This is a genomic window from Variovorax sp. PAMC28562 (assembly GCF_014303735.1).
Taxonomy (GTDB): Bacteria; Pseudomonadota; Gammaproteobacteria; order Burkholderiales; family Burkholderiaceae_C; genus Variovorax.
In genome coordinates this window covers 3,976,403-4,000,115 of sequence record NZ_CP060296.1, presented here as the reverse complement: position 1 = coordinate 4,000,115, position 23,713 = coordinate 3,976,403, and the positions used below count along the sequence as shown (strand labels likewise).

Below are 23,713 nucleotides of genomic sequence, written 5' to 3'. Positions count from 1 at the left end.
ATATTTTCAGGCCAACATCAATCGTTCGACGCCCAGACCTTCGAGATCGATCTCGGGTCGTCGCCCTCCGACCAAGTCGGCCAATACGCGCGCGCTTCCGCAAGACAACGCCCAGCCGCTCGAGCCGTGCCCGAGGTTGAGCCAGATACCTGTCACTCCGCTGGCGCCGAGCACCGGCGGACCGTCGGGCAGCATCGGCCGCGCACCCTTCCATTGCTGCACGCCCGACTGAAGCGTGGCTGCGCCCGGAAACCAGTCTTGCAACACCTTGTAAAGCGTCTGAAGTGCAGCGGGGTTCATGGTGTCGAGTGATCCACCGAGTTCTGCGCTGCCGGCTACGCGAACGCGTTGGCCAAGGCGAGAGATGGCGACTTTGTAGCGCTCGTCCATTACCGCGCTGTGCGGCGCGTTCAGCGGCTCGCGGATGTTTGCGCTGATCGAGTGGCCGTACACCGGCGCCAGCGGAATCCGCAGGCCCAGCGGCCGCAGAAGACGCGCAGAAGCCAAGCCGGCACACACAACGACCGCATCGAAGGGAAGGGCGGGCGAACCGGCAGCCAACGACAGGGAAGTAGGTGCCGATCGATTCAGGGGCGCGATATCGCAATTGAAATGAAATTGAGCCCCAAGTGCCTCGGCCTCCCACTTCAGGAGCAACGCGAATTGGCGGCAATTGGCGACCTCGTCGTCCGGCAAATGAATGGCGCCCGCCAGGTCTGTGTCGGTGCTCAGTGCCGGCTCGATGCGCCGGGCTTCGTTGGCATCGACTTCCCGGAAATTCGTACCCGCTTCGCGCAATACGTCGAGGCCAGGCTGCACCAGTTTCTGCTCGCGTTTCGAGCGCAGCAAAACCAGGTAGCCATCGCTTCGCTCGTAGCTCAGCTCGCGGGCCTCGGTGATCTCGTGGAGGCGCGTGCGACTGTAGAACGCCAGGCGCTGCATGCGGCTTCGGTTGGCCAGGTACGTTTCCAGTTTGCAGGCCTTTTGCCAGCGTGACATCCACCCGACATCGCGCGCACTGATCGGCCAGCGAAGCTTGATGGCGCCGTGCGTAGAAAGCAGCGACCGAAGCACCTTGCCGCGCATACCTGGCGCTGCCCAAGGCGTGACGTAGCCGGGTGCGACCACGCCAGCGTTGGCAAAGCTGGCCTCTTCAGCGGCTGCGCCGCGGCGTTCGAAGACAGTCACCTCATGGCCGTCGGCCGCCAACTCCCAAGCGGTTGTGACGCCGATGATGCCGGCGCCAACGATCGCGATTTTCATTCGAACTCTTTAATCAATGAGGGGTCCGCTGCTTGCCTGTGCAAGACAGCGTTTGAAAGCCGCGAGAAGCAAATGTCCTGGCAAGCTACCGTTCTTGTAGTGTCCGCTCGATTTGCAAAGCGATGGCAAGCACCGCGTCATCGTGCAGGGCGCCGTGCCAGATCATGAGGCCAACGGGTAGCTCGCCCTTTGCGTGGCAAGGGAGTGAAATGGCGCAACCATCGAGCATGTTGACGATCGACGGGTTGCGCAAGAGCAGGCTGTTTATGCGGAAGAACATGTCGTCGCGTTCTTCGCCCGGCGCCACACTCTCGATCGTGGGCGCCGTGATCGGCACCGTCGGTGACAGCACAGCATCGAAGGGCGCGAGGCTGCGCTCGACGCGAGTAATCCAGTCCCGGCGCGCGGCAACCAGATCGATGTACTGGTAAGCCGTCATGGCAGCACCCTTCAGGATGCGCTGTGCAACACGAGAGTCGTAGCCGGCACCGCTGCGCTCCAGCAACAACCGGTGCCACGCATAAGCCTCGGGGGCCGAAAAACCCCCGGTCGCGTTGAGGTTGGCGAGTTCGGCCAGCTCGGGCAGTTCAATCTCCTGGATATACGCACCGGCAGCTCGCAGAGACTTGAGACCTCGGTCGAAAGCGATGGCCACGGTCGGCTCTAGGCCGTCGAGAAAAACGTTCTTCACGACGGCGAGTCGGTAAGCCGAAAGCGATGCCGTGCCAGCGACGACGCGTCGTGCTGCCAGAATTTCGTGCGCAGTGACCGCGTCGCGCACCGATCGCGTCATCGCGCAGACCGTATCGAGCGTGGTGGAGAGCGGCACTGCGCCATCGGTCGGCACCAGCCGTGCCGAGCTCTTGAAGCCGACGATGCCATTCAGAGCGGCCGGAATTCGGATCGAGCCGCCCGTGTCGGAGCCCAGTCCGATGAAGACCGCGCCGGTCGCGACGGACACCGCGGCGCCGGACGACGAGCCACCCGGAATGCGCGGCGTGGCCGTGTCGCATGCGTTGGCCGGCGTGCCGTAGTGCGGATTGACGCCGACGCCCGAGAAAGCGAACTCCGTCATGTTGGTCCGACCGATATTGATGCCGCCGGCCTGACGCAGGCGGGTAACGGCGGTCGCGTCGGCCCTGGCCGCCGTTGAATGTGCGAGCACGACCGATCCGGCGGGGGTCGGCTGGCCGGCAATGTCGAACAGGTCTTTGGCTGAAAACGCGAACCCGCTCAAAGGACTTTGCGAGGGCGCAAGGGCAGCCGCGGATCGCGCTTCATCAAACATGGTGCGGGTGAAGGCATGGGCGCATGCCGCAGACGCGGCGATGAGGATCGCTTCCTCCATGGCTGTGGCCGCATCGGTCTGGCCCGCGAGCAGTGCAAAGCGTGTGGCTTGGAGGTCGTTCATGGGGATTAAAAGCGTAAGCGCGGAAGGGGTGGGCAGGAGCGCGAAGCGGGACGCGACAAGGAGGAGTGACGGAGGTAAAACGAGAGCGGGCAGTGCTATACTCGTAGGGTTTCGCTGGTCATGCGGTGACGATGTTTGGTGAACTTGCTTTCTGGCAAATTCCTCCCAAGTTACTTGTTACTGTGCCTGTTGAAACGCATCCGCAAACCAGCCCAATCAAGGTGTTGTGTCCTGTTCCGAAGATGTTCGAAACAGACTCAAAACGGGCTGGATTTTAGACCCAACCTTTGGAGTTATTTCTATGTCGACCACCATGCGCGAAATGCTGGAAGCCGGTGTCCATTTCGGTCACCAAACCCGCTTCTGGAACCCCAAGATGGCCCCGTTCATCTTCGGCCATCGCAACAAGATTCACATCATCAACCTGGAAAAGTCGCTCCCGATGTTCCAGGACGCGATGAAGTACGCCAAGCAACTCACCGCCAACCGCGGCACGATTTTGATGGTCGGCACCAAGCGCCAGGCCCGTGAAATTGTGGCTTCGGAAGCTCGCCGCGCCGGCGTTCCTTTTGTGGACACGCGCTGGCTCGGCGGTATGCTGACCAACTTCAAGACCGTCAAGACGTCGATCAAGCGCTTGAAGGATATGAAGGCGCAGCAAGAAGTTGGCCTTGAAAGCCTGAGCAAGAAAGAGCAGCTGACCTTTTCACGTGAAATCGCCAAGCTCGAGAAGGATATCGGTGGCATCCAGGACATGGCCGCTCTGCCCGATGCCATCTTCGTGATCGACGTGGGTTTCCACAAGATTGCAGTGCTTGAGGCCAAGAAGCTCGGCATTCCGATGATCGGTGTGGTCGACTCCAACCATTCGCCTGAAGGCATCGACTACGTGATTCCTGGTAACGACGACTCTTCGAAGGCCGTCTTGTTGTACGCCCGTGGCATCGCCGACGCGATCATCGAAGGCCGCAACAACGCCGCCGGTGACGTCGTCAAGGCCATCGCCGAAGGCGGCGGCAGCGACGAATTCGTCGAAGTCGAAGAAGGTGCTTCGGCCTGATCCACGCTCTCGCGAGCCTGAAGAAGGGGCTTCGTTGCCCCTTTTTTTTATACTGATTTTTGAAGTTACGGAGATAGAAAAATGGCTGCAATCACCGCAAGCATGGTCGGCGAACTGCGCGCAAAGACCGACGCGCCGATGATGGAATGCAAAAAGGCCCTGACGGAGGCCGAGGGCAACATGGAAAAGGCCGAAGAGTTGCTGCGCATCAAGCTCGGCAACAAGGCCGGCAAGGCGTCGGGCCGTATCACCGCCGAAGGCGTGGTCACGGCGTTTGTCGATGGCGATGCGGGCGGCATGATCGAAATAAATTGCGAAACCGACTTCGTTACCAAGAACGACAGCTTCCTGGCTTTTGCCAACGCCGCCGCGATGCTCGTGGCGAAACACAGCCCGGCCGATATTGCTGGACTTGGCGCGCTTTCGTATGAGCAAGATGGCTTTGGCCCGACGCTCGAAGACGTGCGCCGGGGCCTGATCGGGAAGATCGGCGAGAACATGAGTTTTCGCCGCTTCAAGCATTTTGCTGGCAACGGCAAGCTGGCGTCGTACCTGCACGGCACGCGCATTGGCGTAATGGTCGAGTTCGAAGGTGACGACACTGCAGCCAAAGACGTGGCAATGCATATTGCAGCGATGAAACCCGTGTCTATTTCGAGCACCGATGTGCCTGCGGAACTCATCGAAAAAGAGCGCGCTGTGGCTGCCGGCAAAGCTGAGGAAGACCGCAAGACCGCTGAAGCCGAGGGCAAGAAAACCCAGCCGGCGGACATTGTCGCCAAGCGCATCGAAGGCGGCGTGCAGAAATACCTGAAAGAGGTTTCGCTGCACAACCAGGCCTTCGTGAAGAACGACAAGCAGACTGTCGAAGCCATGCTCAAGGCCGCTAGTACGAGCGTCAAGGGCTTCACCCTTTACGTGGTCGGCGAGGGTATCGAGAAAAAGGTCGATGACTTTGCCGCAGAAGTTGCTGCCCAAGTGGCCGCAGCCAAGGCGGCGGCGTAATTCCCGCTCTACACTCGCCCCGCAAACACCGAAGGAAAATGCCCATGTCCGAACCCCGCCCAGCCCACAAGCGAATCTTGTTGAAGCTGTCCGGGGAGGCGCTTATGGGCGACGACGCTTTCGGCATCAATCGCGCGACCATCGTCCGCATGGTCGAAGAGGTGGCTGAGGTGGTCAACATGGGCGTCGAACTGGCGGTCGTGATCGGGGGCGGCAACATTTTTCGCGGCGTGGCCGGCGGTTCGGTCGGAATGGACCGGGCCACTGCCGACTACATGGGCATGCTCGCCACTGTCATGAACGCACTGGCACTTGCCGACGCCATGAACAAGCAGGGGCTCGTGGCCCGCGTGATGTCGGCCATCGCCATTGAGCAGGTGGTCGAGCCTTACGTGCGGCCAAAGGCGCTTCAGTACCTCGAAGAGGGCAAGGTCGTCATCTTCGCTGCCGGTACCGGCAACCCATTTTTTACGACCGACACGGCTGCCGCGTTGCGCGGTGCCGAGATCGGCGCCGAATTGGTGCTGAAGGCGACAAAGGTGGACGGCGTGTACAGCGCTGACCCCAAGAAAGACCCGAACGCGACTCGCTACACGAGCCTGACCTTCGACGAGGCGATTTCGCGCAATCTCGGGATCATGGACGCCACGGCATTTGCGCTGTGCCGGGATCAAAAGCTGCCGATCAAGGTGTTTTCGATCTTCAAGAACGGTGCGCTCAAACGCGTCGTGCTGGGTGAAGACGAAGGCACTTTGGTGCACGCTTGAGGAGTACTTATAGATGACCATTGCAGACATTCGCAGTGCGACCGACGTCAAGATGAACCAGTCGCTCGCCGCATTCCAGAACAACCTCACCAAGATCCGCACCGGCCGCGCCAACTCGGCGTTGCTCGATTCGATCCACGTCGACTACTACGGATCGTCGGTGCCGCTGAGCCAGGTCGCCAATGTCTCGGTGCTCGACTCGCGCACGATCAGCGTCCAGCCTTGGGAAAAAGGCATGGGCGCCAAGATCGAAAAGGCGATTCGCGAAAGCGATCTGGGGCTCAACCCGGCGTCGATGGGCGACCTCATTCGTGTGCCGTTGCCAGCCATGAGCGAAGAGCGTCGGCGCGAGATGACCAAACTGGTCCGCAACGAGGGCGAGAGCGCCAAGATCGCTACGCGCAATCTCCGACGCGATGCCAACGAATCGGTAAAGAAACTCGTGAAAGACAAGCTGGCTTCGGAAGATGACCAAAAGCGTGCCGAGGCTGAAATCCAGAAAGTGACCGACCGTCATATCTCGGAAGTCGACCGCCTCGTCGCCGCCAAAGAGGCGGAGATCATGGCCGTCTAGCATGGGGCAAACACCTGCCGTGCCCAATCACATAGCCATTGTCATGGATGGCAATGGCCGCTGGGCCACGCGACGGTTTTTGCCGCGTGTTGCCGGTCATAAGCAGGGTGTCGAATCGCTCCGTCGCTGCGTCAAGGCCTGCGTTGATCGTGGTGTCGGCGTCCTGACTGTGTTCGCGTTTTCTTCCGAGAACTGGAATCGTCCAGTCGAGGAAGTCTCGGGCCTTATGGACCTGATGGTGGGTGCATTGACGCGTGAAGTGCCCCGACTGAGCAAAGACGGTGTGCGTTTGCATTTCGTCGGTGAGCGTGGCGGTCTGTCCGAAAAGATATCTGCTGGATTGGTGCAGGCCGAGGCAGCGACGGCGCACAACACGCACCTCATTTTCAACGTGTGCTTCAACTACGGTGGTCGATGGGACATCGCCCGTGCCGCAGCTGCATTGGCCGAGCGCGGCGATCCGATCACCGAAGTCAGCCTCGACCGCGAGATGGCGCTTTCCCATGTGTCGGACCCCGATCTTTTTATTCGCACCGGTGGAGAGCAGCGGTTGTCGAACTTCCTGCTTTGGCAGAGCGCTTATGCGGAGCTGTTCTTCAGCGACAAGCTCTGGCCGGAGTTCGACGAGGCCGCGCTGGATGAGGCGATCGGTGCCTTCCAGCGTCGCGAGCGTCGTTTCGGAAAGACCTCTGCGCAGCTTTCGTCGGGCGCCGAGCGCGCCAGACAGCCGGCCTGACGCAACTTAGGTCAAATGCTCAAGCAAAGAATCATCACGGCGATCGTCCTTCTGGCGATCTTGTTGCCGGCTCTCTTCTATCCTTCCAACGGCACCGTTCCCATTCCTTTCGCCTGTGTGATGCTGGCGTTGATTGCCGCGGCGGGTTGGGAGTGGGGCAAGCTAAATGGCTACGGGCAGGGCATCTCGCTGCTTTTCGGGGCCGAGATCCTTTGTCTTTGCCTTTTGTCCTGGGCGCTAGGTTTGCTAGATCAGTCGCTTTCCAATCAGTCGCTTTCCATCGTGTGGATCATCGCCAGTGCGGCCTGGGTGTTGGGCGGGGCCTTTTTGCTGCGTGCCGCAGTGCCCGGCTGGCCGCGCATTCCCAAACCGCTGCGCGTGGTGGGCGGCTTGCTGGCGTTGTGGGTGGCGTGGATGGCCGCAGTGCAGGCTCGCATGATCGGCATTAATTTTTTGCTGTCGATCTTGCTGCTTGTGTGGGTGGCCGACGTGTTCGCTTATTTCGCCGGACGCGCCTTTGGCCTCAAATTCACGCGCAACAAACTGGCACCGTCGATCAGTCCAGGCAAGAGTTGGGAAGGGGTTTGGGGCGGTATGGCCGGTGTTCTGGTGCTGGCGCTTGCGTGGGTTTGGGCCGACGCGTCGGCGCAGGCAACGGTTGCGAGCCTCTACACGCGGCTGGCGCAACGGGGCTGGTGGTTGCTGCTGATCGGCGTGGTGTTCATGGCGGCGATGAGCGTGGTCGGCGATCTTGTCGAGTCGCTCATCAAGCGCAGCGCTGGCGCCAAAGACAGCAGCAATCTGCTGCCCGGCCATGGAGGGGTGCTCGATCGGGTCGACGCACTGCTTCCGGCTTTGCCGATCGCGATGATGTTGTGGTCATTCTGTGAATACGCTTAAGCAGCGCATCACCGTGTTGGGCTCGACCGGTTCGGTCGGCGTCAACACGCTCGATGTGATTTCGCGCCATCTCGATCGCTTCGAGGTTTTCGCGTTGTCGGCCGCGACAAAGGTCGACGAACTGCTCGCCCAATGCATGCGTTTCAAGCCGCGCTTCGCTGTGATGGTCAGCGCGCCACACGCTGACCTGCTGGCCGACAAGCTGAAGCAAAACGGCAGTGCCACGCGCGTGCTGACGGCGCCGGACGCAATCGAAGCGATAGCCTCGCACGACGAAGTAGACGCAGTCATGGCCGCCATCGTGGGCGCGGCGGGGCTTGGCGCTTGCCTTGCTGCTGCGCGCGCCGGCAAGCGGCTATTGCTGGCCAACAAGGAAGCGCTCGTGGTCGGCGGCGAACTCTTCATGCACACCGTGCGCGAGGGAGGCGCGACATTGCTGCCGATCGACAGCGAGCATTCGGCCATTTTCCAATCACTGCCTGAAGACCCGGCGACCTGGGGTCGACGCATCGACAAGATCATCCTCACCGCTTCGGGTGGTCCGTTCCGCACACGCGCGGCCGGCAGCTTGAGCCAGGTCACGCCGGAGCAAGCCTGTGCCCATCCCAACTGGGTGATGGGCCGCAAGATCTCGGTCGACTCCGCGACGATGATGAACAAGGCGCTCGAGGTCATCGAAGCGCGTCATCTGTTCGGTGTTTTGCCCGAACAGATCGAGGTGGTTATCCACCCTCAGAGCGTGGTGCATTCGATGGTGCAGTTCACCGATGCATCGGTCGTCGCGCAATTGGGCACGCCCGACATGCGCGTGCCCATCGCCGTTGGCCTTGCATGGCCTGAGCGCATCGAGAGCGGTGCGGCGCGGCTCGACTTCCGGGCGATGGGTGCCTTGACGTTCGAGACGCCTGATGCGGCGCTTTTCCCAGGTCTCGATCTGGCATGGCAGGCATTGCGCGCTGCGCCGGGCACGACGGCCGTACTGAACGCGGCCAATGAAGTTGCCGTTCAAGCTTTCCTGGATCGACGTCTGCGCTTCGACCTCATACACGCAGTGAACGTGGAAACTTTGGAGGTGGTTGCTTCCTCCAAACCGTCGTCGCTCGCCGATCTGCTGGCGCTCGACGCGGTAGCGCGACGGGCTGCCAACGCCGCCGCGCTACGATTCGCCGCGGCCTGACGTTTCAAACAGAGAGAATTCCGATGCTCACAGTCGTTGCTTTTATCGTCGCGCTGGGTGTACTCATCGCTGTTCATGAGTACGGCCACTATCGCGTCGCGGTGGCCTGCGGCGTCAAGGTGTTGCGCTTCTCGGTCGGGTTTGGAAAGACGCTCTACCGGTGGCAGCCGAAGAGCCAGCGCCCGGGTCAGCAAACCGAGTTCGTCATCGGTATGTTTCCGCTCGGCGGCTACGTGAAGATGCTGGACGAGCGCGAAGGTGTGGTGGCGCCTGAAGAGCGGCATCGCGCTTTCAACGTCCAGCCGCTCCGTTCGCGCGCGGCCATCGTGGCGGCGGGTCCGATTGCAAATTTGCTTCTGGCGGTCGCGCTGTATACCGTCGTTAACTGGATCGGCGTGCAGGAGCCGGTGGCGACGCTGGCACGGCCGGTGCCAGCATCTTTAGCTGAACAGGCCGGCCTGCGCGGCGGCGAGCACATCACGCGTGCCGGCTTCGACGGCGAGCTCGACACGGTCGATTCGTTCGAAGACTTGCGCTGGCGCATGACACGGGCAGCGCTCGATCGTCGCGACTTGACGCTCGAAATCGCAGACGAGGGTGGTAAGCCTGCGCGCGAGCTGGTGCTGCCACTCAGCCGCGTCGAGGCCAAGGATGCCGACGCGCAGATGTTTCGCAAGATAGGCGTCATCGCACCGCTGACCCGCCCTGAGATCGGTGATGTCGTTGTGGGCAGCGCAGGCGACCGCGCCGGCTTGAAGAAAGGCGACCTCGTGCGATCTATCGGTGCGGCGGTCATCGTGGACGGGCAGCAACTGCGCGAGGTCATCCGCTCTTCGGTGGATGACGGCAAGCCGAAAATGCAGGTTTGGGCAATCGAGCGCGGCGGGCGCTCGATAAGCATCGATGTCGTTCCCGACGTTCGCGACGAAGGCACCGCCAAAGTAGGTCGCATCGGCGCCTACGTTGGCGCGCCGCCGGAGATGGTGACTGTGCGCCAAGGTCCGGTCACGGGCCTCTGGCGCGGCGTCGTTCGCACATGGGAAGTGTCTGCTCTGACGGTGCGCATGATGGGCAAGATGGTTATCGGTGAGGCGTCGCTCAAGAATCTCAGCGGACCTCTCACCATCGCTGACTACGCAGGCAAATCAGCGAGCATGGGGCTCACCCAATACCTCATATTTCTGGCGCTTATCAGCGTTAGTTTGGGGGTGCTGAATCTCATGCCTTTGCCTGTCCTCGACGGGGGGCACCTGATGTATTATCTTTGGGAGGGCCTGACAGGCAAAAGCGTATCCGACGCATGGATGGAACGCTTTCAGCGCGGCGGCGTCGCGTTGCTTCTCGTCATGATGTCGATCGCACTGTTCAACGACGTAAATCGGCTCCTTGGTTAACTTTCGGTCGTCTCTTTCCGAGCCGGCCCATTTCACAGATGAACAAACACTTCAGTCGCTTTCGCTTGCGTAGCGTGGCAGCGGTAGTCGCCGGTGCACTGGCTGCAACAGCCGCATGGGCTGTCGAGCCATTCACGGTTCGCGACATCCGGGTCGAAGGCCTGCAACGCGTGGAGCCTGGAACGATCTTCGCGTCGTTGCCGCTCCGTGTCGGCGACACCTACAGCGACGATCGTGGCTCTGCTGCGATTCGAGCACTGTTCGATCTGGGGCTGTTCAAGGACGTTCGAATCGACGTGAGCGGCAACGTGCTGGTAGTCATCGTCGAAGAGCGTCCGACGATTGCCGATGTCGATTTCGCCGGCACCAAGGAGTTCGACAAAGCCGTTCTGCAAAAGGCGCTGCGCGAAGTCGGGCTGGCCGAAGGGCGCCCCTACGACAAAGCACTGGCCGACAAGGCCGAGCAAGAACTCAAGCGCCAGTACATCAGCAAGAGCCTGTACAACGCCACCGTCGTGACCACCGTGACGCCGACGGAACGTAATCGCGTCAACCTGACCTTCACGGTGAACGAAGGCGATTCCGCCCGCATCCGCGAAATCCGGGTCGTCGGCAACAAGGCCTTTAGCGAGTCGACCTTGCTCGACTTGTTCGATCAGGACAGCGGCGGCTTCATGAGCTGGTACACCAAGTCCAACCAGTATTCGCGCGCCAAGCTCAATGCCGACCTCGAGACGCTGCGCTCGTACTATCTCACGCGCGGCTACCTCGAGTTCCGCATCGACTCGACCCAGGTCGCCATTTCGCCCGACCGGCAGGATCTGTCGGTCACCGTCAACGTGACAGAAGGCGAGAAGTTTGTCGTGGCTGGCGTCAAGCTCGCGGGTAACTATCTTGGCCGTGATGAAGAGTTCAAGTCGCTCGTCACCATCAAGCCGGGCGAGGCCTACAACGGCGAAGACGTCACGGCTACCACCAAGGCTTTCACAGACTATTTCGGTACCTTCGGCTATGCCTTTGCACGCGTGCAGGCACAGCCCGAAGTCGACCGCGTCAACAACCGCGTCAACCTGACGCTGCAGGCCGAACCTTCGCGTCGCGTGTATGTTCGCCGCGTGAACATCGGCGGCAACAATCGCACGCGTGACGAAGTCGTCCGTCGCGAGTTCCGTCAATACGAGGCGTCGTGGTACGACGGCGACAAGATCAAGCTGTCGCGCGATCGCGTGGACCGTCTCGGCTTTTTCACCGAGGTTAATGTCGACACGGTCGAAATCCCCGGCACACCCGATCAGGTCGACCTGACGGTGAGCGTTGTTGAAAAACCGACGGGTACGCTGCAACTGGGTGCCGGGTTCTCTAGCGCAGAGAAGGTGTCCCTCACGTTCGGCATCACGCAAGAAAATGTTTTCGGTTCGGGCAACTACTTAGGCTTGCAGGTCAACACCAGTAAGTACAACCGCACGGTATCCATCACGGCGACCGACCCGTACTTCACGGCAGACGGCATCTCTCGGACCTTCAGCCTGTATTCCGCCACGACGCGTCCCTACTATGCGGCGGACGGTGACTACAAACTCGTGCACGAAGGAGGCTCGATCAGTTTTGGCGTGCCGTTCAGTGAAGTCGACACGGTGTTCTTCGGCATCGGGCTCGAGCGCTATCGTTTCGATCCGGGCTCGAACGGCACCTACACCCTGGTCAACGGGCAGTATGTGTACAGCGCATCGCCGCAGGCGTACCGCGACTACTTCAAATGCGCCACGGGCGCTGCTGGCATCGTCACGAGTTGCACCAATTCATCCGTGTTCGGCATCCCTTTGACCATCGGCTGGTCGCGTGATGATCGCGACAGTGCTCTGGTTCCGACCCGTGGTCGCCTGCAACGCGCCAACCTGGAAGTCGGCGTTGGCGGCGACATGAAGTACCTCAAATCGAGCTACCAGTACCAGCAGTTTTTCCCGATCACCAAGCAGTACACCTTCTCGGTCAACGGAGAACTGGGCTACGCCCGGCCTTATGGCGACAAGGCGTACCCGATCTTCAAGAATTTCTATGCCGGTGGCCTGGGTTCGGTGCGAGGCTTCGAGCAAAACTCTTTGGGCCCGCGCGACTTCGTTACGGGCGCTTCGCTCGGCGGCACGAAAAAGGCAATCTTCAACGCCGAGTTGAGCACGCCGTTCCCCGGCGCAGGCAACGACCGGACGCTGCGTCTGTACTCGTTCTTCGACGCCGGCAATGTGTTCGCCAGTCGCGCTTCCGGCATTACCGATGCGCAATGGAAAGCCCAGCAAAAGATCCGCGCCTCGGTTGGTTTGGGCATCAGTTGGGTTTCGCCGCTCGGACCGCTGCGTCTTGCCTATGCGTTCCCGATTCGTCAGCAGAAGCAGGTCGTTGATCCGAATAATGCGCTGATCGAATTGGTGCCTGCCGATCGCGTTCAACGCCTGCAATTTCAGATTGGAACTTCGTTCTGATGAGCAATTTGGTTCGTGCGGCCGGTACGCTGCTGATCTCTTTACTGGCACTTGTTTGTGCGCCGTCGCAAGCGCAGGAAACGTTCCGCGTCGGCTTCGTCAACCCGGATCGTGTGCTGCGCGAGGCACAACCTGCCAAGGCAGCGCAGGCCAAACTCGAAGCAGAGTTCTCGAAGCGTGAAAAAGACCTGGCGGGGCAGGGCGATGCCTTGAAAAGCGCCTCTGAAAAGTTCGAGCGGGAAGCGCCGACATTGTCTGAAGCCCAGCGTGTGTCGCGACAGCGCACGCTGGTCGACCAGGACCGCGACTTTCAGCGCAAGCGACGCGAGTTTCAGGAAGACCTGAATGCCCGGAAGAACGAAGAGCTGCAACAGGTCTACGAGCGCGCCAACCGCGTCGTGAAGCAAGTTGCCGAGGCGGAGAAGTACGACGCGATCCTGCAGGAAGCGATCTACATCAACCCCAAGCACGACATCACCGACAAGGTGATCAAGGCGTTGAACGCTCCTTCGTCGGCGCTTTCGCCGGCCGCCAGCAAATAAGAGGACGAGCGCCGTGTCACTGTCGCTTGGCGCCATCGTCGACGCCCTGGGTGGCGAACTCCATGGCGACCGCGCGGTTTCGATCGAGCGGCTCGCGCCATTGAAAAGCGCGCAGGCAGACGCGCTCACTTTTCTCAGCAGCTCCAAATTCAACGACGACCTCGTCGTATCGAAGGCGGCTTGCGTGATCGTTGCTCCCGCCATGCGCGAACTCGCCGCAGCACGCGGCGCCTTTATCGTTGCAAGTGACCCGCACTATTACTTCGCACTGCTCACGCAGTTGTGGAAGGCACACCTTGCACGACCTGACACGCCGCGCATCCACCCCAGCGCCATCATCGATCCCGGTGCAGACATCGACTCGACGGCCCGTATCGGCGCGCTCTGCGTGATCGAGCGTGGCGTGCGGATCGGCGCAGACACTGTCCTCAAGTCGAACGTGACGGTGAGCGAAGACTGCATCATTGGTGCGCGTTGCAACCTCTATCCGGGCGTGGTGATCGGTGCCGATGGCTTCGGAAATGCACTGCACGAAGGGAAGTGGGTCAAGATCGAGCAGCTTGGCGCGGTACGCATTGGCGACGATGTCGACATCGGCGCCAATACGTGCATTGATCGTGGAGCGCTCGATGACACCGTGATCGAAGACGGCGTCAAGCTCGACAACCTTATCCAGATCGGTCACAACGTCCGAATCGGCAAGCATACGGCGATGGCCGGTTGCACCGGCGTCGCGGGCAGCACCAGCATCGGCGCGCATTGCACCATCGGCGGGCAGGGGATCATCATCGGACACGTGACCATCGCCGACGGGGTGCATATCTCGGCGGGCACAACGGTCATGGGGTCGATCCTCAAGCCGGGCCACTACACTGGTGTGTTCCCCATCGACGACAATGCTTCCTGGCAGAAAAACGCCGCGACGGTCAGGCAGCTACACACTCTGCGCGATCGACTCAGGGCGCTTGAAAAAGCGGCTACGCAAGACCATAAAGCACCATGACAACGCCCGACTCCACGCTCGATTCAGCGCTCGACACATCGCTCGACATCCATCAAATCCTCAAGCTGCTGCCGCATCGCTACCCGTTTTTGCTGGTAGACCGCGTGCTGTCGATGGAAAAAGGCAAGCGGATCACGGCGATCAAGAACGTGACGATGAACGAGCCCTTTTTCAACGGACACTTTCCGCACCGGCCGGTGATGCCGGGTGTGCTGATGCTCGAAGCCATGGCGCAGGCCGCCGCGTTGCTGTCGTTCCGTTCGCTAGACATGGTGCCGGACGAGAACACCATCTATTACTTTGCCGCGATCGATGGCGCGCGTTTCAAGCGGCCTGTGGAGCCCGGCGATCAACTCACGCTCGAAGTTGAAATCGAGCGCATGAAGGCTGGCATTTCCAAGTTCAAGGGTCGTGCGCTCGTAGGCTCCGAACTCGCATGCGAAGCGACCCTGATGTGCGCCATGCGCCAGATCAACTGATCCTGAACGGCGCATGACGCAGGTTCATTCGACGGCGATCGTCGACCCCAAAGCCGAACTCGACGGTTCCGTCGCGGTCGGCCCTTACACGGTCATCGGCCCTCACGTGAAGATCGGCGCGAACACCACGGTCGGTGCGCACTGCGTGATCGAGGGCTGCACGACGATCGGCCAGGACAACCGCATTTTTCAGTTCTCGTCGCTCGGTGCAGTGCCGCAAGACAAAAAGTACGCGGGCGAGCCGACCAAATTGGTCATCGGTGATCGCAACACGATCCGCGAGTTTTGCACCTTCAACCTTGGTGTGCCCGGCGCGGGCGGCGTTACGCGCGTGGGCCATGACAACTGGATCATGGCCTACACCCACATCGCGCACGACTGCTTGGTCGGCGACCACACCACGTTGGCGAACAACACGACGCTCGCGGGCCATGTCGAGCTCGGCGACTGGGTGACGATCGGCGGGCTCGTCGGCATCCACCAGTTCGTGAAGATCGGTGCACATGCGATGGTCGGTTTCGCCACCGCCGTGTCGCAGGACGTACCGCCTTTCATGCTGGTCGATGGCAATCCGATGGCGGTGCGCGGCTTCAACCTGGTGGGCCTGCGGAGGCGCGGTTTCTCGCCGGAGCGACTCGCCGCGGTCAAGCAGATGCATCGTCTGCTGTATCGGCAAGGTAAGACGCTCGACGAGGCGCGTGCCGGCATCAGCGAGTTGACGGCCGAGCTGCCCGAAGCGGCGGCCGAGGCCGCGCTCATGAGCGACTTTCTGTCCAGCGTCACGCGCGGTATCGCGCGTTGAGCCGGGTGAGGCATTCAGAAACCCGAACCGCTGAAGCGGGCATGGACAGCAAGGTCGGTCCGCGGCAATTCGCGATGGTGGCGGGCGAGCCATCTGGCGACCTGCTGTCCGGACTGCTGCTCGACGGGTTGCGGGCTCGCTGGCCTGCTCTCAAGATGGTCGGCATCGGCGGTCCCCGCATGCTTGCCCGCGGCTTCGAGACCTGGTGGCCGCAAGAGAAACTGGCGGTGCGCGGCTATGTGGAAGTACTGCGCCACTACGCTGAGATCTCCGGCATTCGCCGACAGCTGAAGGCCCGCCTGCTGCGCGAATGGCCCGATCTTTTCATCGGCGTCGATGCGCCTGATTTCAATCTCGACCTCGAGGCAAGCCTGCGAGGTCGCGGCATCAAGACCGTGCACTTCGTTTGTCCGTCGATCTGGGCGTGGCGTGCAGACCGCGTCGAAAAGATCCGCGCAGCAGCCGATCATGTGCTGTGCATCTTTCCGTTCGAACCCGCGCTGTTGGCCGAGCACGGCGTGTCGGCAAGCTACGTGGGTCATCCGTTGGCCGATGTCATTCCGATGAAGCCCGATCGCGCCGCAGCCCGCGTGGCGTTGGGCCTAGATGCGAATGCGCCGGTCGTCGCGCTGCTGCCGGGCAGTCGCCGCTCCGAAGTGCGTTACCTGGCATCACGATTCTTCGCAGCGGCGGCGCTCATGAAGCGCGCAAAACCGAACATGCAATTTGTGGTGCCGGTCATTCCCAGCCTGCGCTCCGATGTCGCTGCCGCGCTTCAAGCCAGCGGCATGGCCGACCAGATAACGCTGCTCGATGGCCGATCTCATGCGGCACTCGCTGCCTGCGATGCGACCTTGATCGCCAGCGGCACTGCCACGCTCGAGGCCGCGCTTTTCAAGCGTCCGATGGTCATCGCGTACAACATGAACGGCATCTCGTGGCGCATCATGCAAAAGAAGCAGTTGCAACCTTGGGTCGGATTGCCGAACATCCTTTGCGGTGAGTTCGTCGTACCCGAGTTGCTGCAAGACGCTGCCACACCCGAGGCTCTGGCCGAGGCTACGCTGGCATGGCTGCAAGCCCCCGACAAGGTGCGTACGCTCGAACAACGTTTTACGACGCTGCATCAGCAACTGCAGCGAGATACGCCGACACTGTGTGCCGATGCGATCCAAAAAGTTCTTGAAGGCTGAACAGGCGCGCCTGGTGTGGGACGCGCCAGGTCTGCTTGCGGGCGTGGACGAGGCCGGCCGTGGTCCCCTCGCTGGCCCTGTCGTCGCTGCCGCGGTCATCCTCGACGATTCGCGACCCATTCGCGGCCTGGCCGATTCCAAGACGCTGACGGCGTTGCAGCGGGAGCGGCTCAACGAGCAGATTCTGGCGAAGGCGTTGTGTTGCTCCATCGCGCACGCAACTGTCGAAGAGATCGACACTCACAACATCCTTCAGGCGACGATGATCGCCATGCGTCGCGCCGTCGAGGGGCTGCGCCTGAAGCCTGCCAAGGTGCTGGTCGACGGCAACCGGTTGCCGACGCTCGATGTGCTGGCCGAAGCGGTCATTCAGGGCGATGCATTCATCAAGTCGATCTCGGCCGCATCGATCATTGCCAAGGTGCATCGCGATAAGCTTTGTCAACAGTTGCACGATGAGTTTCCGCAGTACGGCTTTGCCGGCCACAAGGGCTACGGCACGCCCGAACACCTAGAGGCATTGCTGCGTCACGGTGCATGCATTCACCACCGGCGTTCATTCAGTCCTGTCGCGGCGGCGTTGGTGCGGATGGGCGCTGTCGCTATCGGCGTTCGGGTCGAAACGACGCCGACACAAATCGAATTGCGCGTCTTACCCACAACGCCTTCGATGCTCGGATTCGGGCAGTGACGTCGCCCGACGTCAGCCATGTCAGCTCGCGCGACAACCCGCTCCTGAAAGACCTGCGCAAGCTGTCGCACGACGCAGGCGCCTATCGCAGACTCGGCCGCCTCTGGCTGGAGGGCGATCATCTTTGCCGAGCGGCGTTGGAACGTGGTGTGCGGCCGGCCATCGCCGTGTTTTCTGAAACGTACTGGCCGCAGGCCAAGGTGGAATGGTCCGGCGCGGCAGTCAAAACAATCGTGATCGAGGATGCGTTGCTGGCCGCAGTGAGCGCGCTCGAGTCGCCGACGCCGATGGGTTTCGTGATCGATCTGCCCGAGCCGCTCGTACTCTTGCCGAACGCGCCCACCGTCATCCTCGATCGTTTGCAGGACGCGGGCAATGTGGGCTCGATTTTGCGCAGCGCATCGGCCTTCGGCTTCACGCAAGTGATAGCGCTCAAGGGCACTGCGGCGCTTTGGGCGCCGAAGGTGCTGCGTGCGGGGATGGGTGCGCACTTCGGCTTGCGTCTGATCGAAGGCGCCGAGGTCGACGTTCTCGACACCCTAAAGGTGCCGCTCATCGCCACCAGCTCGCACCAAGGCGAATGGCTGCACCAGCTCCGCTTGCCGAATCCCTGTGCCTGGCTGATGGGCCACGAGGGGCAGGGCGTGTCCGCCGCACTCGCTGCGCGCGCAACAACGCACGTGCGCATCGCGCAACCGGGTGGCGAAGAGTCGTTGAACGTGGCCGCGGCCGCCGCAATTTGCCTTCATGCGAGCGCTGCGACGTCCGTTTTGTAAGTTCGAGGCAGCAGCTCGCGGCTATAATCAAAGGCTTTCCCGCTCACACCCCGCCCACAGCGAACGCTAGCCAACTCCTCGACGAAAGTCGCGACCCTTCGAGTCAAATCAGGGTTCGTTTTGGGCGTCATCCATCCGGAGAACCCCAGTGCTTTTGTCTCTAAAGGGAGCTTTCCCACCCGCCATCCTGGCGCTTGCAGACGGCACAGTCTTTCAAGGCAACTCGATTGGCGCCGCCGGCGCCACGACCGGCGAAGTGGTGTTCAACACCGCCATGTCCGGCTATCAGGAAATCCTGACCGATCCCAGCTATTGCCAGCAGATCGTGACGCTCACGTATCCGCACATCGGCAACTACGGTGTCAATGAGGAAGACGTCGAGGCCGACAAGATTCATGCGGCAGGCTTGATCATCAAAGACTTGCCGCTCATCGCGTCCAACTTCCGCAAGACCGCTACGCTGAGCGAATACCTCGTGGCGGGCAAGACCGTCGCCATTGCCAACATCGACACGCGCAAGCTCACCCGCCATCTGCGGACCCACGGCGCGCAAAACGGCTGCATCCTGGGTTTGGCCGAAGGAGAAGCCGTGACGCAGGCGCTCATTGACAAGGCGATCGCCGCCGCGAAGGGCGCCCCCAATATGGCCGGGCTCGATCTGGCCAAGGTGGTGTCGGTGCAGCATGCCTACGAGTGGAACCAGACCGAGTGGAAGCTCGGCTCCGGCTACGGCGTGCAGATCACGCCGAAATTCCATGTCGTCGCCTACGACTACGGCGTCAAGAAAAACATCCTGCGCATGATCGCGCAACGTGGTGCGCGCATCACCGTCGTGCCGGCGCAAACCCCGGCGGCCGACGTGCTCAAGCTCAAGCCGGACGGCATCTTTTTGGCCAATGGCCCGGGCGACCCGGAGCCCTGCGACTACGCGATCGAATCGACACGTGCGTTGATCGACACCGGTATTCCGGTTTTCGGTATTTGCCTCGGCCACCAGATCATGGCGCTGGCCTCCGGTGCCAAGACCTTCAAGATGAAGTTCGGCCATCATGGCGCGAACCATCCGGTGAAAGACCTCGATAACGGCCGCGTGAGCATCACGAGTCAGAACCATGGCTTCGCGGTGGACGAGAAATCGTTGCCACCCACCTTGCGACCGACGCACATCAGCCTGTTCGACAACACGCTGCAAGGCCTGGCGCGTACCGACAAGCCCGCGTTTTGTTTCCAGGGTCATCCGGAAGCGTCGCCGGGTCCGCACGACATCGGCTATTTGTTCGATCGCTTCACGGCATTGATGGAAAAGCACAAAGCAGGGAACAGCAATGCCTAAGCGCACCGATCTAAAAAGCGTCCTCATCATCGGCGCCGGCCCGATCATCATCGGCCAAGCCTGCGAGTTCGATTACTCGGGCGTTCAGGCCTGCAAGGCGCTGCGCGAGGAGGGCTACAAGACCATCCTCATCAACAGCAATCCAGCGACGATCATGACCGACCCGGCCACGGCCGACGTGATCTACATCGAGCCGATTACCTGGCAGACAGTCGAGAAGATCATCGCCAAGGAGCGCCCCGATGCGATCCTGCCGACCATGGGTGGCCAGACTGCGCTCAACTGCGCTCTCGACCTTTGGCGCAACGGCATTCTCGACAAGTACAAGGTCGAACTTATCGGCGCTACGCCGGAGGCCATTGACAAGGCAGAAGACCGTCTGAAGTTCAAAGACGCGATGACCAAGATCGGTCTCGGGTCGGCGCGCTCGGGCATTGCGCATTCGATGGACGAAGCGTGGGTCGTGCAGAAGACGTTGGGCTTTCCGACCGTGATCCGCCCCAGTTTCACGCTCGGTGGTACCGGCGGTGGCATCGCCTACAACCCCGACGAATTCGAGACCATCTGCAAGCGCGGCCTCGAAGCATCGCCCACCAACGAACTGCTGATCGAAGAGTCGCTGCTCGGCTGGAAAGAGTACGAGATGGAGGTTGTGCGCGACAAAGCCGACAACTGCATCATCGTGTGCTCGATTGAAAATTTGGACCCGATGGGCGTGCACACAGGCGACTCGATCACGGTCGCGCCGGCGCAGACCTTGAGCGACAAGGAATATCAAATCCTACGTAACGCGTCGCTCGCCGTGCTCCGTGAAATCGGCGTCGACACAGGTGGTTCCAACGTCCAGTTTTCGATCAACCCCAAGGACGGGCGCATGGTCGTGATCGAGATGAACCCGCGCGTGTCGCGTTCGTCGGCACTCGCATCCAAAGCTACCGGTTTCCCGATTGCCAAGGTCGCCGCCAAGCTGGCAGTCGGCTACACGCTCGATGAATTGCGCAACGAGATCACGGGCGGCGCAACGCCCGCCAGTTTCGAGCCCAGCATCGACTACGTGGTCGTCAAGATTCCGCGCTTCGCCTTCGAAAAGTTTCCTCAGGCCGATTCGCGTTTGACGACGCAGATGAAGTCGGTGGGCGAAGTGATGGCCATGGGCCGCACCTTCCAGGAGTCGTTCCAGAAAGCATTGCGCGGTCTCGAAGTCGGCGTCGATGGAATGAACGAGAAAACGCAGGACCGCGAAGTGCTCGAGAAGGAACTGGGCGAGCCCGGCCCCGAGCGCATCTGGTACGTCGGCGATGCTTTCGCGATGGGCCTGAGCGTGGACGAAGTGTTTGCGCTGACCAAGATAGATCCGTGGTTTTTGGTGCAGATCGAAGAGATCGTGAAGATCGAACTAGAACTTGAAACGAAGTCGCTCGACGACATCGACAAAGACACTCTGCTGGCGCTGAAGAAGAAGGGTTTTTCGGACCGTCGACTGGCGTTCCAGTTGAAGACCACCGACACCGCGGTCCGCGAGAAGCGCCGCGCACTCGGCGTGCGCCCGGTCTACAAGCGCGTCGACACTTGCGCAGCCGAGTTTTCGACGAACACCGCCTACATGTACTCGACGTACGAAGACGAGTGCGAGGCTGCGCCGACGAACAAGAAGAAGATCATGGTGCTTGGCGGCGGTCCCAACCGCATCGGCCAGGGCATCGAGTTCGACTACTGCTGCGTGCACGCTGCGTTGGCAATGCGCGAAGACGGCTACGAGACCATCATGGTCAACTGCAATCCGGAAACCGTATCGACCGACTACGACACGAGCGACCGCCTCTACTTCGAACCGCTCACGCTCGAAGACGTGCTGGAAATCGTCGATAAAGAAAAACCGATCGGCGTGATCGTTCAGTACGGCGGCCAGACACCGCTCAAGCTGGCGCTCGACCTCGAAGCCAACGGCGTGCCGATCATCGGCACCTCGCCCGACATGATCGATGCGGCCGAAGACCGCGAGCGCTTCCAGAAGCTGCTGCACGAACTCGGCTTGCGTCAGCCGCCGAACGCAACGGCGCGCACTGAGCCTGAAGCCCTTGAAAAAGCAGCATCCTTGGGTTATCCGCTGGTGGTGCGCCCGAGCTATGTGCTCGGCGGACGCGCAATGGAAATCGTGCACGAGCAGCGCGACCTCGAACGCTACATGCGTGAGGCCGTCAAGGTGAGCCACGACTCACCAGTGCTGCTCGACCGTTTCTTGAACGACGCTGTCGAGTGCGATGTCGATTGCATCCGCGACGCCGACGGTACGACGCTGATCGGCGGCGTGATGGAGCACATCGAACAGGCGGGCGTGCATTCGGGGGACTCGGCGTGCTCGTTGCCGCCTTACAGCCTGAACGCCGATACGATCACCGAACTCAAGCGGCAAACCGCCGCGATGGCCGAAGCGCTTCACGTCGTGGGCTTGATGAATGTGCAGTTCGCGATTCAACAGAGGGACGGCAAAGACGTCATCTATGTGCTCGAAGTGAATCCGCGAGCGTCGCGCACGGTGCCTTTCGTCAGCAAGGCGACGGGCATTCAACTCGCCAAGGTGGCGGCGCGCTGCATGGCCGGCCAATCGCTCAAGTCGCAAGGCATGACTAAAGAAGTGACGCCGCCATATTTCAGCGTGAAAGAGGCGGTGTTCCCGTTCGTCAAGTTCCCGGGCGTGGATACGATCCTGGGTCCTGAGATGAAGTCGACCGGTGAAGTGATGGGCGTGGGCAAGACCTTCGGCGAGGCTTTCGTGAAGTCGCAGATCGGCGCAGGCACGATCTTGCCCAAGTCCGGCAAGGTGTTCATCTCGGTCAAGAACAACGACAAGCCGCGCGCCGTGGACGTGGCACGTGGCCTTGCCAAGCTGGGCTTCGAGTTGATTGCGACCAAGGGCACCGCGGCTGCGATTTCGGCAGCAGGCGTCACTTGCGCGGTCGTGAACAAGGTGACCGAAGGCCGCCCGCACATCGTCGACATGATCAAGAACAAGGAGATCGCGTTGGTCATCAACACGGTCGAAGAGCGTCGCAATGCGATCACCGATTCGCGCCAGATCCGCACGTCGGCGCTGCTGGCCCGCGTGACCACCTTCACTACGATTTTCGGTGCAGAAGCCGCGGTCGAAGGCATGCAGCACATGGATGAGCTGGGTGTCATTTCGATTCAGGAAATGCACGCGCAGCTCGCTGCGGCTTGATGCCTGTAGCAGAGCGAAGGGAGTGCGCCATGGACACGCAGCTCGTAGAGCTCGATCTAGCCGACTGGACTGCGGCCAAGGCGAACGGTGCGTGGATCGCGGCGTTGGAAGCGGGCAAGGTGCTTTATTTTCCGCGCCTCGCATTCGAGTTACTACCGGAAGAGCGGGGCTTGTTGACGCCGGCCGTTCTTTCGCCCGATGTGCGCAATATCAGCCTGAATGCCGATGGCAAGCTCAAGGGCGCAGCCGGCGACGATGCGGTACAACGCGCCGTCGCCGCTATGGTGTCGCGATTTCGTGAGCAGGCGCAGCAGCTCATCAACGGGCTGTTGCCCCATTACACGCCCGCGCTGCGACTCGCGCCCACGAGCTACCGGCCAGCGCAGGTGGAGACGCGAGTGCAGTCCTGGCGCGCCGACGACAAGCGGCTGCACGTCGATTCGTTTCCCTCTCGGCCCAACTATGGCGAGCGCATCCTGCGTGTGTTCACCAACGCCAACCCAGACGGACTGCCGCGGGTCTGGCGGGTGGGTGAACCATTCGAGGCAGTGGCTGCCCGCTTCTTGCCGCGGGCCAAGCCCTATGTGGGATGGCAGGCCAAGCTGATGCGGGCTTTGCGCGTGACCAAGTCGCTGCGCAGCGAATATGACCACCTGATGCTGCAGTTGCACGACGGCATGAAGTCCGATCTGGAATACCAGAAGACCTCGCCGCAGCAAACCGTGTCGTTCCCTGCGGGGTCGGTATGGGTCTGCTTTTCGGACCAGACATCTCATGCGGTCATGTCAGGCCAGTACATGTTGGAGCAGACGCTGCACCTTGCCGCAGCCAAGCAATACAATCCAAACTCGAGCCCGCTCGCCATACTGAGCCGGCTGACCGGACGCAATCTCGTCTGACCTGTCCCCAA

General features: G+C 61.2%; 21 protein-coding genes. 19 read left to right on the top strand and 2 right to left on the bottom strand.

The window, feature by feature from the left end:
* Positions 1-6: 6 nt before the first annotated feature.
* Both H7F36_RS18790 and H7F36_RS18785 read right to left on the bottom strand, forming a co-directional pair.
* The gene (locus H7F36_RS18790) at positions 7-1,263 is read right to left on the bottom strand and encodes a D-amino acid dehydrogenase (RefSeq protein WP_187052212.1); all 1,257 of its coding nucleotides are present in this window, start codon (positions 1,261-1,263) and stop codon (positions 7-9) included.
* An 85-nt stretch (positions 1,264-1,348) separates the two neighbouring features.
* Entirely contained in the window at positions 1,349-2,674 is a 1,326-nt protein-coding gene (locus H7F36_RS18785; RefSeq protein ID WP_187052211.1) for an amidase, read from the bottom strand.
* A 301-nt stretch (positions 2,675-2,975) separates the two neighbouring features.
* Here H7F36_RS18785 and rpsB point away from each other — a divergent pair, with 301 nt between their 5' ends.
* From rpsB to H7F36_RS18690, 19 genes are all read left to right on the top strand, one after another.
* Positions 2,976-3,734, top strand: a complete 759-nt coding sequence (gene rpsB, locus H7F36_RS18780) for a 30S ribosomal protein S2 (RefSeq protein ID WP_187052210.1) — start codon at positions 2,976-2,978, stop codon at positions 3,732-3,734.
* 81 nt (positions 3,735-3,815) lie between these two features.
* Positions 3,816-4,739 carry a translation elongation factor Ts gene (gene tsf / locus H7F36_RS18775; protein WP_187052209.1) on the top strand — a complete coding sequence of 308 codons (924 nt, stop codon included), beginning with the start codon at positions 3,816-3,818 and terminating at the stop codon, positions 4,737-4,739.
* Between the two features lie 44 nt (positions 4,740-4,783).
* The gene (pyrH, locus tag H7F36_RS18770) at positions 4,784-5,506 is read left to right on the top strand and encodes a UMP kinase (protein WP_187052208.1); all 723 of its coding nucleotides are present in this window, start codon (positions 4,784-4,786) and stop codon (positions 5,504-5,506) included.
* A gap of 13 nt (positions 5,507-5,519) precedes the next feature.
* On the top strand, positions 5,520-6,080 hold the full coding sequence (frr, locus tag H7F36_RS18765) for a ribosome recycling factor (protein WP_187052207.1): 561 nt from the start codon (positions 5,520-5,522) through the stop codon (positions 6,078-6,080).
* A 1-nt stretch (position 6,081) separates the two neighbouring features.
* Positions 6,082-6,816 carry a polyprenyl diphosphate synthase gene (gene uppS / locus H7F36_RS18760; RefSeq protein WP_187052206.1) on the top strand — a complete coding sequence of 245 codons (735 nt, stop codon included), beginning with the start codon at positions 6,082-6,084 and terminating at the stop codon, positions 6,814-6,816.
* A gap of 15 nt (positions 6,817-6,831) precedes the next feature.
* Positions 6,832-7,716 (top strand): phosphatidate cytidylyltransferase, encoded by an 885-nt coding sequence (locus tag H7F36_RS18755; RefSeq protein ID WP_187052205.1) that lies wholly within the window; start codon positions 6,832-6,834, stop codon positions 7,714-7,716.
* Positions 7,703-8,893, top strand: a complete 1,191-nt coding sequence (gene ispC / locus H7F36_RS18750; RefSeq protein ID WP_187052204.1) for a 1-deoxy-D-xylulose-5-phosphate reductoisomerase — start codon at positions 7,703-7,705, stop codon at positions 8,891-8,893. The genes H7F36_RS18755 and ispC overlap by 14 nt, the downstream gene beginning before the upstream one ends.
* Positions 8,894-8,916: 23 nt before the next feature.
* Positions 8,917-10,287: an RIP metalloprotease RseP gene (gene rseP / locus H7F36_RS18745; protein WP_187052203.1), complete on the top strand. Its 1,371-nt coding sequence runs from the start codon at positions 8,917-8,919 to the stop codon at positions 10,285-10,287.
* A 38-nt stretch (positions 10,288-10,325) separates the two neighbouring features.
* Positions 10,326-12,764, top strand: a complete 2,439-nt coding sequence (gene bamA / locus H7F36_RS18740; RefSeq protein WP_187055086.1) for an outer membrane protein assembly factor BamA — start codon at positions 10,326-10,328, stop codon at positions 12,762-12,764.
* Positions 12,764-13,306, top strand: coding sequence for an OmpH family outer membrane protein (locus H7F36_RS18735; protein WP_187052202.1), 543 nt, complete (start codon positions 12,764-12,766; stop codon positions 13,304-13,306). The genes bamA and H7F36_RS18735 overlap by 1 nt, the downstream gene beginning before the upstream one ends.
* Before the next feature lie 13 nt (positions 13,307-13,319).
* The gene (lpxD, locus tag H7F36_RS18730) at positions 13,320-14,309 is read left to right on the top strand and encodes a UDP-3-O-(3-hydroxymyristoyl)glucosamine N-acyltransferase (RefSeq protein ID WP_187052201.1); all 990 of its coding nucleotides are present in this window, start codon (positions 13,320-13,322) and stop codon (positions 14,307-14,309) included.
* Complete coding sequence (fabZ, locus tag H7F36_RS18725; protein WP_187052200.1) at positions 14,306-14,788, top strand: 3-hydroxyacyl-ACP dehydratase FabZ; 483 nt, start codon at positions 14,306-14,308, stop codon at positions 14,786-14,788. The genes lpxD and fabZ overlap by 4 nt, the downstream gene beginning before the upstream one ends.
* A gap of 13 nt (positions 14,789-14,801) precedes the next feature.
* Entirely contained in the window at positions 14,802-15,590 is a 789-nt protein-coding gene (lpxA, locus tag H7F36_RS18720) for an acyl-ACP--UDP-N-acetylglucosamine O-acyltransferase (RefSeq protein WP_187052199.1), read from the top strand.
* A 41-nt stretch (positions 15,591-15,631) separates the two neighbouring features.
* The gene (gene lpxB / locus H7F36_RS18715) at positions 15,632-16,783 is read left to right on the top strand and encodes a lipid-A-disaccharide synthase (RefSeq protein WP_261802385.1); all 1,152 of its coding nucleotides are present in this window, start codon (positions 15,632-15,634) and stop codon (positions 16,781-16,783) included.
* Positions 16,755-17,474: a ribonuclease HII gene (rnhB, locus tag H7F36_RS18710; RefSeq protein ID WP_261802384.1), complete on the top strand. Its 720-nt coding sequence runs from the start codon at positions 16,755-16,757 to the stop codon at positions 17,472-17,474. The genes lpxB and rnhB overlap by 29 nt, the downstream gene beginning before the upstream one ends.
* Positions 17,471-18,250, top strand: a complete 780-nt coding sequence (locus H7F36_RS18705) for a TrmH family RNA methyltransferase (protein ID WP_261802383.1) — start codon at positions 17,471-17,473, stop codon at positions 18,248-18,250. Before rnhB ends, H7F36_RS18705 begins: the two co-directional genes overlap by 4 nt.
* Before the next feature lie 148 nt (positions 18,251-18,398).
* Complete coding sequence (gene carA, locus H7F36_RS18700; RefSeq protein ID WP_187052197.1) at positions 18,399-19,583, top strand: glutamine-hydrolyzing carbamoyl-phosphate synthase small subunit; 1,185 nt, start codon at positions 18,399-18,401, stop codon at positions 19,581-19,583.
* Complete coding sequence (gene carB, locus H7F36_RS18695) at positions 19,576-22,803, top strand: carbamoyl-phosphate synthase large subunit (protein WP_187052196.1); 3,228 nt, start codon at positions 19,576-19,578, stop codon at positions 22,801-22,803. The genes carA and carB overlap by 8 nt, the downstream gene beginning before the upstream one ends.
* A gap of 29 nt (positions 22,804-22,832) precedes the next feature.
* Positions 22,833-23,702 (top strand): Kdo hydroxylase family protein, encoded by an 870-nt coding sequence (locus tag H7F36_RS18690; protein ID WP_187052195.1) that lies wholly within the window; start codon positions 22,833-22,835, stop codon positions 23,700-23,702.
* The last annotated feature ends 11 nt before the right edge of the window (positions 23,703-23,713 follow it).

What these genes read in the sequence shown, in the direction of transcription:
- H7F36_RS18755 (WP_187052205.1), top strand. Translation starts at nt 6,832, where the DNA reads ATGCTCAAGCAAAGAATCATCACGGCGATCGTCCTTCTGGCGATCTTG.
- rpsB (WP_187052210.1), top strand. Translation starts at nt 2,976, where the DNA reads ATGTCGACCACCATGCGCGAAATGCTGGAAGCCGGTGTCCATTTCGGT.
- pyrH (WP_187052208.1), top strand. Translation starts at nt 4,784, where the DNA reads ATGTCCGAACCCCGCCCAGCCCACAAGCGAATCTTGTTGAAGCTGTCC.
- fabZ (WP_187052200.1), top strand. Translation starts at nt 14,306, where the DNA reads ATGACAACGCCCGACTCCACGCTCGATTCAGCGCTCGACACATCGCTC.
- tsf (WP_187052209.1), top strand. Translation starts at nt 3,816, where the DNA reads ATGGCTGCAATCACCGCAAGCATGGTCGGCGAACTGCGCGCAAAGACC.
- lpxA (WP_187052199.1), top strand. Translation starts at nt 14,802, where the DNA reads ATGACGCAGGTTCATTCGACGGCGATCGTCGACCCCAAAGCCGAACTC.
- uppS (WP_187052206.1), top strand. Translation starts at nt 6,082, where the DNA reads ATGGGGCAAACACCTGCCGTGCCCAATCACATAGCCATTGTCATGGAT.
- H7F36_RS18735 (WP_187052202.1), top strand. Translation starts at nt 12,764, where the DNA reads ATGAGCAATTTGGTTCGTGCGGCCGGTACGCTGCTGATCTCTTTACTG.
- H7F36_RS18790 (WP_187052212.1), bottom strand. Translation starts at nt 1,263, where the DNA reads ATGAAAATCGCGATCGTTGGCGCCGGCATCATCGGCGTCACAACCGCT.
- lpxB (WP_261802385.1), top strand. Translation starts at nt 15,632, where the DNA reads ATGGACAGCAAGGTCGGTCCGCGGCAATTCGCGATGGTGGCGGGCGAG.
- rseP (WP_187052203.1), top strand. Translation starts at nt 8,917, where the DNA reads ATGCTCACAGTCGTTGCTTTTATCGTCGCGCTGGGTGTACTCATCGCT.
- H7F36_RS18690 (WP_187052195.1), top strand. Translation starts at nt 22,833, where the DNA reads ATGGACACGCAGCTCGTAGAGCTCGATCTAGCCGACTGGACTGCGGCC.
- bamA (WP_187055086.1), top strand. Translation starts at nt 10,326, where the DNA reads ATGAACAAACACTTCAGTCGCTTTCGCTTGCGTAGCGTGGCAGCGGTA.
- H7F36_RS18785 (WP_187052211.1), bottom strand. Translation starts at nt 2,674, where the DNA reads ATGAACGACCTCCAAGCCACACGCTTTGCACTGCTCGCGGGCCAGACC.
- carB (WP_187052196.1), top strand. Translation starts at nt 19,576, where the DNA reads ATGCCTAAGCGCACCGATCTAAAAAGCGTCCTCATCATCGGCGCCGGC.
- frr (WP_187052207.1), top strand. Translation starts at nt 5,520, where the DNA reads ATGACCATTGCAGACATTCGCAGTGCGACCGACGTCAAGATGAACCAG.
- rnhB (WP_261802384.1), top strand. Translation starts at nt 16,755, where the DNA reads ATGCGATCCAAAAAGTTCTTGAAGGCTGAACAGGCGCGCCTGGTGTGG.